The sequence below is a fragment of the Rheinheimera sp. UJ63 genome, assembly GCF_021568285.1.
Classification (GTDB): Bacteria; Pseudomonadota; Gammaproteobacteria; order Enterobacterales; family Alteromonadaceae; genus Alishewanella; species Alishewanella maricola.
The window spans coordinates 874,389-889,379 of record NZ_JAKGTQ010000002.1 but is presented as its reverse complement, the minus strand read 5'-3'; the positions used below and the strand labels follow the sequence as shown (position 1 = coordinate 889,379).

The window sequence follows — 14,991 nt, the reverse complement described above, 5'->3', positions numbered from 1 at the left end:
CCAACTATGTTTTATTCATTGACCAAGAAACTGTTATTTACCTGTGATGCTGAACGCTCGCATGACTTTGCTTTAGGCAGCCTAAAACGGCTAGCGCATTCTCCTGTTGCGGCCTTATGGCGGCAACAATTAGTGGCAAAACCCAAAACGATAGCAGGGATCCATTTTGATAACCCGGTTGGTTTAGCCGCCGGTTTAGACAAAAATGCGGATTGTATTGATGCTTTTGGCCAAATGGGTTTTGGCTTTATTGAGGTAGGTACAGTAACGCCACGGCCACAAGCGGGCAATGATAAGCCGCGGATGTTCCGTTTACCGCAAGCCGAAGCCATTATTAATCGTATGGGCTTTAACAATAAAGGCGTTGACTATCTCGTTAACAATGTCAAAAACAGCCAATATAAAGGCGTGCTGGGTATTAATATTGGTAAAAACAAAGACACCCCGAACGAGCAGGGTAAAGACGACTACATTCACTGTATGCGCAAGGTTTACGCCCATGCCAGCTATATCACGGTCAATATTTCTTCGCCAAATACGCCGGGGTTACGTGATTTACAATTTGGTGAAGCTTTACTCGATTTATTAATGGCGGTAAAAAACGAGCAATTAGACTTACAAGCTCAATATGATAAGTATGTGCCGGTTTTCGTTAAGATAGCACCGGATATGGATTTAATTGCGGTGGAACAAGTCGCTGACACCTTACTGCGCAGTAAAATGGACGGTGCTATTGCCACCAATACCACTTTAGATCGTAGCCAAGTGGTGAATTTACCTTTTGCCAATGAAGCCGGTGGCTTGAGCGGTTTACCCGTACAACAAAAAAGTACGGAAGTCATCGCTCAATTACGCCATAAAGTAGGTAAAGACTTTCCTATTATTGGTGTGGGCGGTATCAACAATTCGACTTCAGCGCAAGCAAAACTTTCGGCAGGGGCTGATTTGCTGCAAATTTACACCGGTTTTATCTATCATGGCCCTAAACTCGTGAAAAACATCGTTGAATCGCTATAAAAAAACGTTTTTAATGTGAATTGCGCTTTTCAAATCTGATCTGCGTGCTATAGTACTTTGTAGTTACCTGTTCTGTTTCAAGGAGTAAAGAACATCAGATGTTAACGCCATCAGAACATTGGGTTTGGCATTATTGCCAAGAAGCAGATCGCTTGTTGTTAACCTTGAGTGCATCGTCATCGTTCACTTCCGAGTTAACGGGCGCTGTGCTTAATCAAAAAATCGTCTCACAGCCTTTTTCGTTAGAGGAAGCTGAGGCGTTTTGGCGTTTTCATGATGTATTATTACCTTTGCCTTTGAGTGATGAAGAACGCGAGCAGTTTGCTTTGCATGCGTTAGCTAATCGTTATCGTCAATTATCTGCGCATAAAAGCTGGTATTTTGTTACTCAGCGCCAACAAGACATTGGTTTATATCAATTAGTGCAGTTACAGGGTAAAGATATTATTCCTGCTTTAGTGGTCGCCTCAGACTTAGAATGTATCGAATGTTTACTGCTGACCAAAGGCGAAACCTTAGCGGGTAAGTTGCTCACTCGTGGCACCGTGATCCGCGTATTGCGTAATCGTGCACAACTCTTTGAAATGAACGTTGATTTTGCCCAAACAGCCTAACGGCATCCCTTCTGCTTGGCGCTATGTTAAACTACAGCGTGGCTTTAAAGGGTAGGTTAACGTGTCATGCTTCGCATAAAAAAATTACTGCAGCAAGCGCTGCAGCGCACCACTAGTGATAGCGATAGCCCTAGCCATTCACGGTTAAGTAAAAAACGCCGTCTGTTATTACTCTTTCTTGCCTTATTTCATTTGTCTGGTTTGTTGTCTTCGGTTGATGCCTTGATGTCATCTCGGACCGCGCAAGGCAGTATTGCTTGGTTAGTGTCGCTTAATACCATGCCCTATGTTGCCGTGCCGGCTTATTGGATTTTTGGCCGCAGTCGATTTCAGGGGTATGTGATTTCCCGACAGTCTACGGATAACGAATTAGCAGCCAAGCATCAGCTAAAAACCAGCAGTGTTGATCCCTTTATTCGCGATGAAACCTTAGCGATAAGTCAGTTAGATGCGGTGGAACGCCTAGCTAAAATGCCGTTTTTAACCGGTAATCAGCCAGAATTATTAATTGATGGTTCGCAGAGTTTCGCTAGCATCTTTGCTGGGATCCGTGCTGCAGAAGAGTATGTGCTGGTACAGTTCTATATTGTTAGAGACGATGAATTAGGTCGCCAGCTGCAGCAATTGCTGATCGATAAAGCGCGCGCTGGCGTGAAAGTGTATTTTTTATATGATGAGATTGGTAGCTATCGTTTGCCGCATCAGTATATTCGCGCATTACGAACGGCCGGTGTTGATATTCGGCCATTTCAATCCACTAAAGGCCCGGGTAACCGTTTCCAACTGAATTTTCGCAATCATCGCAAAATCGTGATTGCGGATGGTCAATTCGGCTGGTTAGGGGGCTTAAATGTGGGTGATGAATATTTGGGGCAGGATCCGCGCTATGGCGCATGGCGAGATACCCATTTAAAATTAACGGGCCCGGCAGTACAAGCCTTGCAGCTGTCTTTTGTGGAAGATTGGTTTTGGAGTACCGACAGCCTGCCGGCATTACAATGGCAAGCCCAGGCCGCAGCAAGCGGTGATGCTGCGGTATTAATCTTACCCTCAGGCCCTGCAGATCGATTTGAAACGGCCAGTTTACTGATCCAGCATGCCATACACAGTGCCAAACAACGGTTTTGGATTTCCAGCCCATACTTTGTGCCAGATGAAGGCACATTAGCGGCGTTAAAACTGGCGGCGCTTCGCGGTGTTGATGTACGGGTGTTGATCCCAGAGCGGACAGACAATGTGTTGGTCACCCATGCGGCCTATGCTTTTATTGGGCCTTTATTGGATGCGGGCGTGAGCATTTATCGTTATCAGCAGGGCTTTTTGCATGCTAAAAGCTTTATTGTTGATCAACAACTCGCCGCAGTGGGCACCATTAATTTAGATAATCGCTCGTTTCGACTGAATTTTGAAATTACGGCACTGGTGCTTGACGACGCCTTTGTACAGAATTTGGCGGTACAATTTCAGCATGATTTTGCGCGGTCTCGCCAAATGAACTTAACCGAATTACAGGCTCAGCCTTGGTGGCATCGTGTGTTTGCACGTGCGGCTCATCTGCTGGCGCCGATCCTTTAGGAGTATTGCGATGCAAGAGCAAGCAAACTATCAACAGTTTATCGAGGTTTTACAGCACGCCCTGCGCTCTGAGCAACTGGTGAAAATGGTGTTGAGTAAATACCAAGGCCCCGAAGCCGCTCTACAACGCTTAGAAATGACGCCCGTGCAACTTAAAGCACAATGGCAATTAAAGTGTGTTTATCATTATCAAACGAATCACATCACAAAAAACCTATCACCAGAGCAGGCCCTTAGCCTAATTGCCGGCTTAATACAGAATGACTTTCGGCAAGCGAATTTACAAACAAGCACACAGCAATGTCAGCTTAGTTTAAGTAAAAAAGGCAAGTTTTTATTAAGCTGCCAAACCCAACACACGCAAACGGTCAGTGTGGCCAGTCATAATCGGCAAAAGCAGCGCTATGTCGAGCAAAGCCAGCCGTTTTTAAAAGCGTTAGGGGTCACTGATCAGCAAGGTCAGATTATTCCGGCGTTATCCAATAAATGGAAACAGCTGAATAAGTTTGTCGAAATTTTAGCAGCTGCGGTAAAAGAAACCGGTTTGAGTCAGCGGCAACAGTTACGCGTAGCCGATTTTGGCTCGGGTAAAGCTTATTTAACCTTTGCTATGCATGATTTCTTTACCCATACCTTAGGTTTAACGGTGCAGGTTACCGGCGTAGAGTTGCGCCAAGCTTTAGTGGATTTATGTAATAACACGGCGCAAACGCTGGGGTTAAGCGGTCTGGATTTTGAACAAGGTGATGTAAAGCACTTTAAAGCTCGGGGTATTAATATCATGGTGGCATTACATGCTTGTGATACCGCGACGGATCACGCATTGCATATGGGGATCCGCACCGGAGCAGAGATCATCATGTGCTCACCCTGTTGTCATAAAGAAATTCGCCCTCAAGTACGCTTACCCGACGTGCTAGCCCCCATGCTACAGCATGGTATTCATTTGGGGCAGGAAGCAGAAATGCTTACCGACAGTTTGCGCGCATTGCTATTAGAAGCACACGGCTATCAGACCAAGGTGTTTGAATTTATTTCATTGGAACATACCAGTAAGAACAAAATGATCTTAGCAACAAAGCGCCAAAGCCCTGAGGATAATAGCGCTGTGTTAGCCAAGATTGCCGCTTTAAAGCAGTTTTATGGGGTAGAGCAGCATTGTTTAGAGCAGTTATTGGCGGCGTCCGCAAACACCGCCTCTTGTTAAAGTGTTAACGCAGAGCCGCCGCCAATTGTTTTACGGCAAGGTTCTGTGGGCCGTTTTTGGTGAGGTAATTACTTGCGCTATAGCCCCACCAATCCCAACAGCCAAACGGGTTTAACGTGCTTTTTTCAACTTGCGGATATAACACCACCAGTTGGTTGGCTTCAGCATAGTCATTTAAACCGGTTTGTCGCAGATAGGCTTCTCCGATCTGACTAGCGTCTTGTCTACAGCCATGAAAGCTAATGTGCAAGTCACAACGTTGACCGGCAGCGCAGCTTTGTGGGATATACACATAACCATACTGTGCTAACTGACCTTGACTGGCGGGTGCTAACTGGTGTTGATCCAGTTTCAGTAACTGACCAATCGGATCCGTAGCGGCTTTTAAAGGTTTAGTCAAGATATGGCCCAGTAGTTTTGCTGCAGCGTCATACTGACAACTGGCGATAAAAGGCGATTCTGATTTATCACACTCAGTTAAACCGGCTTTTGCCGTGGGAAAGTGGTGCGCAAAAGGTTGATCGGCCACAACGGCCAACTGCGCTGCAGGTAACCAATGGGTATATTGTCTGGCTAATGCTGCGCCGACTTTAGCTGACACGGTTTGATCGGCACTGCCATTAAACAACCACACTTTAGCGCCTTGTACCGCGCTCAGTGGCGCTAATTCTCCCGCCTCGCGTAACTGATTCAGTTTCGTTTCAATGGTGGCTAAATCAGGCTCTGAGTTGGGGTTCGCCATGCAGTGCCCCATTGCAATACGTAAATCGCCTTGAGCACAGTTAACCGGCCCAGCGGCTAAAATGGCGACCCCCGTCACCTCTTCAGCATAAGCTTGATGAAACTGACCGGCCATATAACCGCCGGAAGACAAGCCGGAAACGGTGATATTTGCGGTTAAATTCAATTTAGGTAAGGGTTCGCTGGCCGCAAGAGAGGTACTGACTACCATAGCACTGAGCACAGCTAAACGACATGACAACATAGTCACTCCAAAAATAACAATAATATGCCTTACTATCGGTCAGCATGCGACTAACGACAATAAGGCTTTAGTACAGTGGCAAGCGGTATTTAATCTTCAACCAGTAATGCTACACCGCGACCACGTGGATCGGCCACGGCGATCGGTGTCTGGTTTTCAATTTTAATTAATTGAATATCGCCAAGGTTCCAGTTTGGCGTGTGAAGCTGATATCCACGCTGTTTTAACTCTGCTGCTACTTCGCTGGCTAAATTGGCATAGGGTTCTAAGCGAATTTGATCTTGAGGTAACAATTGGTGATGAAAGCGCAGCGCAGCCACCGCAGCAGCGGGAGACATTTTATAATCGTAAATATTCAGCATCACCTGAAAGATACTGGTGAAAATGGTTGAGCCACCGGGTGTGCCAATCACTAATTCCAGTTTTTGATCTTTTAACACAATACTCGGCGTCATCGAGGATAACATGCGTTTATTCGGCGCAATGGCATTGGCATCGCTACCAACCACACCAAAAGCGTTCGGCACACCGGCTTTGGCAGAAAAATCATCCATTTCATTATTCAATAAAAAGCCTGCATCGGTCACCACAACACCACTGCCATAATCTAAATTCAGGGTATAGGTATTTGACACCGCATTACCGGCTTTATCGACGATGGAAAAATGGGTGGTTTGCTCAGATTCTAAACCCGGGCGTACTTTTGCCGTCTCTGAAATAGCCTTGGCATTCACTTCACTGGCGCGCTTGGCTAGGTAACGCTGATCGAGTAAGCGTTGCTGTGGTACTTCAGTAAAATCAGGATCACCAAGATAATCGGCACGATCGGCAAAAACGCGTTTTTCGATTTCGGCAATTAAGTGAACGTATTGGGCCGAGTTATGGCTGACATTAGCAAAGTGGGGGGCATTCAGATCTTTTAACGTCAGCAATTGAATTAACGCAATACCTCCTGAGCTAGGCGGTGCGACGGTTATCAATTGTTTATCACGCCAAGTAGTCACAATAGGGTTACGCCAGACTGCCCGATAATTGGCTAAGTCTTCGGCACTGATTAAACCTTGCCCCCTCGCCATTTCAGCTAACAGTAATTTTGCGGTTTCACCTTGGTAAAAATCGGCTGGGCCATGCTCAGCAATTCGGCTTAAGGTTTTTGCTAAAGCCGGTTGTTTAAACTGTTCGCCAGGGCGCATTGCGCCAAAATAGTCAGCAAAGTTTGTCCGTCCGGCATAACGTTGTAGCGCATTCCCTTCATAATGATAGGCTTTATCTGGCACGGTGAAGCCTTCCTCTGCCAGTTTAATCGCTGGCGCGACTAAAGTTGCCCAAGGCAAGCTGCCGAACTGCTGGTGTGCTTGCCACAAGCCCATGACGGTACCTGGCACGCCCGAAGCTCGATGACCCACTAAGCTCATGCCTTCAATCACTTCACCTTCGGCATTTAAATACATATCACGGTGCGCTTTTGCCGGTGCCATTTCCCGATAGTCGAGAAAATAGGCTTTATTGTTAAACCACAGTGTCATAAAGCCACCGCCACCGATATTGCCTGCCTCAGGATAGGTTACCGCTAAGGTTAAAGCCGTAGCCACTGCTGCATCAACGGCATTGCCGCCTTGTTTTAAAACCGCTGCCGCTACTTCGGCACCATAACGATCTGGGCTGGCAACCGCACCGGCGCTAAGGGCGTTTTCTGCCTGCACGGGAGACATAACGGTGAGACAAACAATCAGCCCTAAGCGGCTGAACGGACGAGTGAAGAAAGACATAGCGAAACTCCGAACAAAGATGAAACACAGAACATAGCATTGACGTTTAAGAAAAGAAATCGATGTTGTTATGCGCTTTTAGTCTTAGCAAAAATAAAGCGGTGTTTAAGTGCTGTTTTGCAGAGCGTTTATGGGCTAACTCACGGCGGTAAGTGCCATCCAGCATGCAGTACACTTTCGATTGACTCAGCGCTTAGCAAGCGGCTGAGCAACATAAAAAAGGCGCCCAATAAAGGCGCCAAAGTGTCAGGTTAGTGTTGTAACACCAAAAATGCTAACAACGGGCGTTAATATAAGCGCTAACTGATTTTACGTTTTGATCTATCGCAAGAAATAGCTTAATCAACCGATATACTTGCTGAGCCCGCTGAAATAACGTACATCTAATAGCAGAATTTATTCACTGAGAAAGGTAGAAGAGACGATGAAAGTTTCCGTTTTAGCGGCATTGCTAAGTGTTGCTGGTGTTAATGCATTCGCAGCAAGCCCCGTTGGCATTGTTATTCATGGTGGTGCCGGTACGATCAACAAAGCACAAATGACAACCGAGCAGCAACAAGCCTATGAAGCAGCGTTAACCCAAGCCGTAGAGCAGGGTTACGCGGTACTACAGCAAGGGGGGAGTAGCTTAGATGCCGTGACCGCTGCAGTGATGCTGTTGGAGGATTCACCGTTATTTAATGCGGGCAAGGGGGCGGTATATACCTTTGACGAGCAGCATGAATTGGATGCGTCAATCATGCAGGGACAAGACCGACAAGCCGGTGCCGTGGCGGGGATCAGTACGATTAAAAACCCCATTTTATTAGCACGTGCCGTGATGGAGCAATCTGAGCATGTCATGCTTGCTGGCGCCGGAGCTGAAGCCTTTGCTGATACCTTGCCACTTGAGCGAGTAAAAAATACCTATTACAACACCGAGTTTCGGTATAAAGCCTTGCAACGTGCTAAGCAAGCTATGGCACCGCAACCGCATCAAGCACAGATCCCATTTGATCCAGCGTGGCGCATGGGCACCGTGGGCGCCGTTGCGATAGATCAGGCCGGTAATTTAGCCGCTGCCACTTCAACCGGTGGTATGACCGCGAAACGCTATGGCCGCATTGGCGATGCCCCGGTGATCGGTGCCGGTAACTTTGCGGATAACAGCAGTTGTGCGGTTTCTGCGACAGGCCATGGTGAATACTTTATCCGCTATCAAGTGGCTTCTGATATCTGCGCACGGGTTAAATATCAAGGTAAAACGGCCTCTGTGGCCGCGCAAGAAGTGATGAGTGAACTGGCAAAAGTAGGGGGCACTGGTGGTGTTATTGTGGTAGACGCGGCCGGGCAATTAAGCTGGGCGTTTAACACTGAAGGGATGTACCGCGCAATGCGTGGCGCAGTCACGCCACTGCGGGTCGAAATTTTTAGTGAAAATGCTGAGAATTAATCGTTAACCCCCATGCAAAATTTGCCTGATGAGCTAAGCTTAAAATGTTAACTAACAGGTTGTTGTGGGGGAAATATGGATTTACTGAAAGTCGCTGATTATATGAATAAGCATCCCGTGACCTTTAATGCGGAGATGCCAGTAGAAATGGCTGTTGATCGTTTAATTAAATGCCGACAAACCGGTGGGCCGGTTATTGATGAACGGCGCAAAATTATTGGGTTTATTTCAGAGCAAGATTGTTTAGCCCGAATGCTGATGTCAACCTATCACGATCAGCAATCGTTTAAAGTGTCAGATATTATGCAAACGAATGTGCTGACGGTTAAAGATTACTACGGCATCATTGATGTGGCACAAACGATGCTAAAAGCGCAGCCGAAACTCTATCCGGTTGTCGATGATGATGGTTTTTTACTGGGGATCATTACCCGTTCCGATGTGTTAGCGGCAATAGACAAGGAACTACACTCGCATTACGGTAAAGTGGGTTAAACACTGACGGCTCAGTATATTTACACTTAAATACGGTAAGGTGGTTTAAACACTAACGCCTCAGTATATTTACACTTCAGTTAGCAGGCGGTGTAGCGTATTACTGGATTGCCGCACCCTTACTTGGTAGCATTGCGCCCTCTGACTTCTGAGGGCGTTATTTTGTCTGCTACAGCACCATTTTCTGTTTCCGAATGTTACGCAAAATTGGCTGATTGCTTACTGCAAGATCAGTTTCGTTTCCGTCGCCAATTATCTGCGCTAAAAAAACTCGCTGACGTTGCAGCACAACAAAGTAAATTGTCACGGCTCTGTGCCGATATTGAGCGCTCCATGGCGCTGCGCCAAGTGCGGGCGAAAGCTGTGCCGGCGCTGCATTACCCTCAAGAGTTACCGGTTGTTGCTAAAAAAGATGACATTAAAGCCGCCATTGCTGCGCATCAAGTGGTGATCATTGCCGGTGAAACCGGTTCGGGTAAAACCACTCAGATCCCGAAAATTTGTTTAGAGTTAGGCCGAGGTGTGGCCGGAACGATCGGCCATACCCAGCCCCGCCGTCTTGCCGCCCGCAGTGTTTGTGCGCGTTTAGCTGAAGAATTAGATTGTCAGGTTGGGCAGCAAGTTGGTTATAAAATCCGCTTTGGCGATCATACTCATGCCGACACCTTAATAAAGTTAATGACTGACGGTATTTTGCTGACCGAGATGCAGCATGACCGGTTTTTAAATCAATACGATACGTTGATTATCGATGAAGCGCATGAACGCAGCTTAAATATCGATTTCTTATTAGGTTATTTGAAGCAATTATTACCGAAGCGTCCTGATTTAAAGGTCATCATTACTTCTGCGACAATTGATCCGGAACGGTTTTCGAAGCATTTTTTCGATGCGCCTATTGTTGAAGTGTCGGGGCGAACTTATCCGGTAGAAGTGCGTTATCGCCCTTACAGTGAACTGGATGATAAAGATGGCGATCAGCTGCAAGGTATCTTTGATGCCGTCAATGAGCTCTATCAAGAGCCGCCAGGTGACATTTTAATTTTCTTAAACGGTGAGCGTGAAATTCGTGATACGGCCGATGCGCTAGAAAAACTGCAATTACCGCACACCGAAGTTTTACCGCTGTATGCGCGGCTAAGTGCTGCCGAGCAAAATCGGATTTTTCAGCAGCATGCAGGCCGACGCATCGTGTTATCGACCAACGTGGCCGAAACTTCCTTAACGGTACCGGGGATCCGTTATGTGATCGATCCGGGTACTGCGCGTATTTCGCGCTATAGCTATCGCTCCAAAGTACAACAATTACCCATTGAAGCGATCAGTCAAGCGAGCGCGAATCAACGCAAAGGCCGTTGTGGTCGGGTCGCTGCCGGTATTTGTATTCGTTTATACAGCGAAGAAGACTTTATCGGACGCCCCGAGTTTACCGATCCGGAGATCCTGCGCACGAACCTTGCATCGGTGATTATGCAAATGCTGGCGCTGGGATTAGGTGATATTGAAGCTTTTCCTTTTTTACAAAAACCTGATAGCCGCTTCGTCAATGATGGTTTAAAGCTGTTAGAAGAGCTCAGTGCAATTGCACAGCAGCGCGGTAAAGACCCACTAAAATTAACCGCGTTAGGAAAGCAACTGGCACGTTTACCTATCGATCCGCGTTTAGCTCGGATGGTGATAGCCGCCAGTGATAATGGCGCCTTGCGTGAAGTGTTAGTGATTGTGGCGGCGTTATCGATCCAAGATCCGCGAGAGCGGCCACTGGATAAACAGCAAAAAGCCGATGAATTACATAGCCGCTTTGCCGATCCGGATTCTGATTTTAGCAGTTGGCTTAAACTGTGGGATCACCTGCAACAGCAGCAAGATGCCTTAACGAATAATCAATTTCGCCGTAACTGCCGGTTAGAATTTTTAAACTACCTACGTGTGCGCGAGTGGCAAGATCTCGTTGCGCAATTAAGCCAGGTGGCACAAGAGCAGCAACTTAAAAGCAACGAGCAAGCCGCGAATTATCAGCAAGTGCATATGTCATTATTAAGCGGCTTATTAGGGCAAATTGGCTGTAAAGACAGCGAAGCCGATTATTTGGGCCCGCGGCAAACCCGTTTTTATGCTTTTCCGGGCAGCCATTTGTTTAAACGCAAACCCAAATGGGTGATGGCCGCTGAGTGGGTTGAAACCAGCCGTTTGTATGCGCGAAGTTTAGCCAAAATTGAACCCGAATGGGTTGAACCCTTGGCGCAGCATTTGGTTAACCGCAGTTACAGTGAACCGCATTGGGAAAAGAAAAAAGGCGCTGTCGTCGCTTATGAACAAGTGACGTTATATGGTGTGATCATTGTCGGCAAAAGACCGGTTTTGTATAGCCGTATTGATGAAGCCGTGTCTCACCAACTGTTTATTCGCGAAGGCTTGATTAATGGCGAGTCGGGGCTGCAAGATGCTTTTTTACAACACAATCAGCAATTAATTGAGCAGGTGCAATCACTCGAAGAGAAATCTCGGCGTCGCGATATTTTAATCGATGATGATGCGTTAGCCAGTTTCTATGCTGAGCGTATTCCCGTGTATGCTAATAATCGTGTTGATTTTATTAAATGGTGGAAGAAAAAGCGCCAACAAGATGCGACTTTTTTAAATTTCGATCCTGATGCTTTATTGCAGCGGGATGCCTCAGATATTACCGCGGCTAAATTTCCAGAAAGCTGGCAGCAGGGTAATTTAACTTTACCGTTAGAATACCATTTTGCACCTGGTGAACCAGATGATGGTGTCAGTGTGTTGATTCCGCTGGCGCTACTGAATCAGGTTGAAAATACCGGCTTTGATTGGTTGATCCCAGCACTGCGTCATGAATTATTAGTGACCTTGATTAAATCGTTACCAAAAAACTTGCGGCGTAATTTTGTGCCCGCGCCAAATTATGCAGATGCCTTGTTGCAAAGCATTCAACCAGAGGATGGCCCTCTGTTAGACGTTGTTACGTATAAATTAAAACGAATGTCGGGGCTGATTATTCCTGAAGATGCTTGGGAGCTGTCAGGCTTAGCCGCGCATTTGCGGATGAATTTTAAAATTGTCGATGAGCGTAAGCTCGTGGCGCAAGGACGCTCGTTGGCTTTGTTAAAACAACAGCTGCAAGGTGAAGTACAGCAAAGTCTTAGCGAAGTGGCAGAGCAGGGCATTGAGCAGGCGGCGCTGACGAACTGGACCTTTGGTGACTTACCGCAAGAGTATGTCAAGCTGCAAGCGGGTTTTGAAATTAAAGCCTTTCCGGCCTTAATTGATGAAGGCGATAGCGTCGCCATTCGGCTGCTGGATAATCCGCAGCGAGCGCAGCAAGAACATATCAAAGGCTTGCGTCGCTTATTGTTATTAAATATTCCATCCCCGGTGAAGTACTTACAAGATACGTTACCTAACCGCGCCAAATTGGGTTTGTACTTTAACCCGTTTGGTAAGGTATTAGAGCTGATTGATGATTGTATTGCGGCTGCCACCGATGAGTTAATTACGCAAGCACTGCCGGTACAAGATGCCAACGCGTTTCAGCAGCTAAAAGAGCGCTTACGTGCTGATTTAGCTGAACGGGTGCGGCAAATTGCGCTGCAGGTTGAGCGGATCCTTAACCAGTATCACGAAATTCAAAAGCGTTTAAAGGGCAAAGTCGATTTGGCGCATTATCAGGCGCAAGCCGATGTGAAAAGCCAATTAGAGCAATTGATTTTTAAAGGCTTTGTTACAAAACATGGTGCTTCGCGCATGGATGATCTGCTGCGTTATCTCAGTGCTATGGTAAAACGTTTAGAAAAACTGCCGGTCGATCCGAATCGAGATCGCTTGTTAATGCACGAATATCAACATGCCGAACAAGCTTATTTGCAACTGCTTGGCAAATTTGCTGGGCAACCCTTGCCTGAGGCTGTAAGCGCGATAAGTTGGATGCTACAAGAGCTAAAAGTATCGCAGCATGCGCAGCAATTGGGTACGCCATATCCCATCTCGGCGAAGCGGATCCTTAATGCCGTACAAGAGCTTAAATAATATACTTGCAGGCTGCGTTAAGCTTGCTAAGATAAAGGTTAAGTAGTTTAAGGAAATCGCTATGGTAAACAGGAATGATAACCGGCATTTTTACCGCATGATGGTTAATGCTGACGTGAAGCTGATGATTAATGACCCAGAAGCCGCCCGAGTGGTAGATGGGGTTTGTCGTGATTTAAGTGCTTCGGGAATGTCGGTTGAAACCGATGAGTTGATTGAGTTAGGCACCTTAATCCGCATCCGTTTAGAATCGCCGAATGCCAGCGTACCGCCGCTTGATGCGACTGCTAAGGTAATGCGTTGCAGCCAAGACAGCGAAGAAAGCTACAATTTGGGTTTAGCTTTCATCGAGCTTAACTAAAGCGGTTAATCCCTCAGTCGCTATAAAACGTTGCTAGGCCTTTTAATATAAAGGCCTAGCAACTTTTTTGACTGGCTGATGCCAGCAACATTGCCAGATACGTTTCTGCTGCTGACCTTTTCTTCTGTCTATTACATCACTCTCACATACTCTGCTATGCAGAGCTATAAAACGCCTTGCTGCAAATAATCAGCGAAGCTCAAGCGGCCTTAATAGATTTTGCAAATTAAGCCTTTCAAGTAAAAGCCTTCAGGAAAGAAGCTGGCAATGAGATGGTCACTGTCTTGTTGTAAGCGTTCGATAAACAAACAATCTCGCTTGGCATCCAGCGCCGCATCGGCCACGACTTTTTGAAATAACGCTTCTTCAATTAAACCTGAGCAGGAAAAGGTGAAGAGTAAACCGCCAGGTTTAACTAATTGCATTGCTAAGCGGTTTATATCTTTGTAACCGCGACAGGCACCATTGAGTTGTGATTTATTATCCGCAAACTTGGGCGGGTCTAATATAATCATATCAAAGGTTTTGCCTTCTTCTTGATACTGTCGTAATAACTTAAACACATCTGCCCGTGTATGGGTAAGGGCATTCACATCTAAGTGATTAAGCTCGGCGTTACGGCTGGCGGTGGTTAAGGCTAATTCTGACATATCCACGTTAGTCACATGACGAGCACCGCCTAATAAAGCGGCTACGCCAAAGGTACCGGTATAGCTAAAGCAGTTTAAAATCTCGGCATCTTTCGCATACCGACGCACGGCCGCACGGCTGGCGCGTTGATCGAGGTAAAAACCGGTTTTATGGCCTTCAATAATATCAACAATCAGCGTCATACCGTGCTCTTTAATGAGCACTTCGCCGCTTTCGCGGGGTAAATGTAACCAGCCTTTAACCAGTGGTAAGCCTTCTTTTTTACGGATATCAACATCTGAACGCTCATAAATACTGTGCTCAGGAAAAACCTGTTGCAAGGCGCTTACCAGCATTTTGCGTTTCGCATCCGCTCCCGCTGATAATAATTGCACCACCAACACATCGGCAAATTTATCGATAGTAACGCCGGGAAGATCGTCCGACTCGGCCGCTATGATGCGCAGGCCATTGGTATCAACGGTATTAAACACACTTTGACGGATCTGCCACGCTCGGCTGATTTTACGTACAAAGAAATCAACATCAACCGCTTCATCTTGTTGAAAGGTCCAGATGCGGGCGCGAATTTGTGAACTCGGTGAATAGGCGGCACGTGCCAGCCACTCACCTTTGCTGCTGAGTACTTCAACCGTGTCGCCGCGATTGGGGGTATTTAACACCTTATCGATAGCATTGGAAAACAGCCACGGATGGCGGCGGTTTAAAGCTTTTTCACGACCTTCTTGTAAGACAATTGTCGGTAAGTTTACGGTTCTATTCATGATTTTAAGTACGCTGTGCTAGACTAAAGACCGTATTTTAGAGAAGAGACCGACAAAGCTAAAGTAAATTCGTG

General features: G+C 46.6%; 11 protein-coding genes. 8 read left to right on the top strand and 3 right to left on the bottom strand.

What is annotated here, in order from left to right:
• Positions 1-6: 6 nt before the first annotated feature.
• The 4 genes from pyrD (at position 7) to L1N97_RS10045 (ending at position 4,413) form a co-directional block, all read left to right on the top strand.
• The gene (gene pyrD, locus L1N97_RS10060) at positions 7-1,017 is read left to right on the top strand and encodes a quinone-dependent dihydroorotate dehydrogenase (protein WP_236129695.1); all 1,011 of its coding nucleotides are present in this window, start codon (positions 7-9) and stop codon (positions 1,015-1,017) included.
• Between the two features lie 98 nt (positions 1,018-1,115).
• Positions 1,116-1,631: a cell division protein ZapC domain-containing protein gene (locus tag L1N97_RS10055; protein ID WP_236129694.1), complete on the top strand. Its 516-nt coding sequence runs from the start codon at positions 1,116-1,118 to the stop codon at positions 1,629-1,631.
• Positions 1,632-1,730: 99 nt separating this feature from the next.
• Positions 1,731-3,206 carry a cardiolipin synthase gene (gene cls, locus L1N97_RS10050; RefSeq protein ID WP_442967230.1) on the top strand — a complete coding sequence of 492 codons (1,476 nt, stop codon included), beginning with the start codon at positions 1,731-1,733 and terminating at the stop codon, positions 3,204-3,206.
• A 10-nt stretch (positions 3,207-3,216) separates the two neighbouring features.
• Positions 3,217-4,413, top strand: a complete 1,197-nt coding sequence (locus L1N97_RS10045; RefSeq protein WP_236129692.1) for a class I SAM-dependent methyltransferase — start codon at positions 3,217-3,219, stop codon at positions 4,411-4,413.
• A 4-nt stretch (positions 4,414-4,417) separates the two neighbouring features.
• Here the strand turns inward: L1N97_RS10045 and L1N97_RS10040 are convergent, their stop codons facing one another.
• Positions 4,418-5,398, bottom strand: coding sequence for an extracellular catalytic domain type 2 short-chain-length polyhydroxyalkanoate depolymerase (locus L1N97_RS10040; RefSeq protein ID WP_236129691.1), 981 nt, complete (start codon positions 5,396-5,398; stop codon positions 4,418-4,420).
• An 89-nt stretch (positions 5,399-5,487) separates the two neighbouring features.
• On the bottom strand, positions 5,488-7,167 hold the full coding sequence (ggt, locus tag L1N97_RS10035) for a gamma-glutamyltransferase (protein WP_236129690.1): 1,680 nt from the start codon (positions 7,165-7,167) through the stop codon (positions 5,488-5,490).
• A 424-nt stretch (positions 7,168-7,591) separates the two neighbouring features.
• On the opposite strand from ggt, the gene L1N97_RS10030 reads away from it, so the two are divergent.
• The 4 genes from L1N97_RS10030 (at position 7,592) to L1N97_RS10015 (ending at position 13,502) form a co-directional block, all read left to right on the top strand.
• Positions 7,592-8,599 carry an isoaspartyl peptidase/L-asparaginase family protein gene (locus L1N97_RS10030; protein WP_236129689.1) on the top strand — a complete coding sequence of 336 codons (1,008 nt, stop codon included), beginning with the start codon at positions 7,592-7,594 and terminating at the stop codon, positions 8,597-8,599.
• A 75-nt stretch (positions 8,600-8,674) separates the two neighbouring features.
• Positions 8,675-9,094, top strand: coding sequence for a CBS domain-containing protein (locus L1N97_RS10025; RefSeq protein WP_226751664.1), 420 nt, complete (start codon positions 8,675-8,677; stop codon positions 9,092-9,094).
• Between the two features lie 162 nt (positions 9,095-9,256).
• Positions 9,257-13,141, top strand: a complete 3,885-nt coding sequence (gene hrpA / locus L1N97_RS10020) for an ATP-dependent RNA helicase HrpA (protein ID WP_236129688.1) — start codon at positions 9,257-9,259, stop codon at positions 13,139-13,141.
• Positions 13,142-13,202: 61 nt separating this feature from the next.
• Positions 13,203-13,502, top strand: a complete 300-nt coding sequence (locus tag L1N97_RS10015) for a PilZ domain-containing protein (RefSeq protein WP_226751662.1) — start codon at positions 13,203-13,205, stop codon at positions 13,500-13,502.
• A gap of 209 nt (positions 13,503-13,711) precedes the next feature.
• Here L1N97_RS10015 and L1N97_RS10010 read toward each other — a convergent pair whose 3' ends face one another.
• Complete coding sequence (locus tag L1N97_RS10010; protein WP_236129687.1) at positions 13,712-14,917, bottom strand: class I SAM-dependent rRNA methyltransferase; 1,206 nt, start codon at positions 14,915-14,917, stop codon at positions 13,712-13,714.
• Between the last annotated feature and the right edge of the window lie 74 nt (positions 14,918-14,991).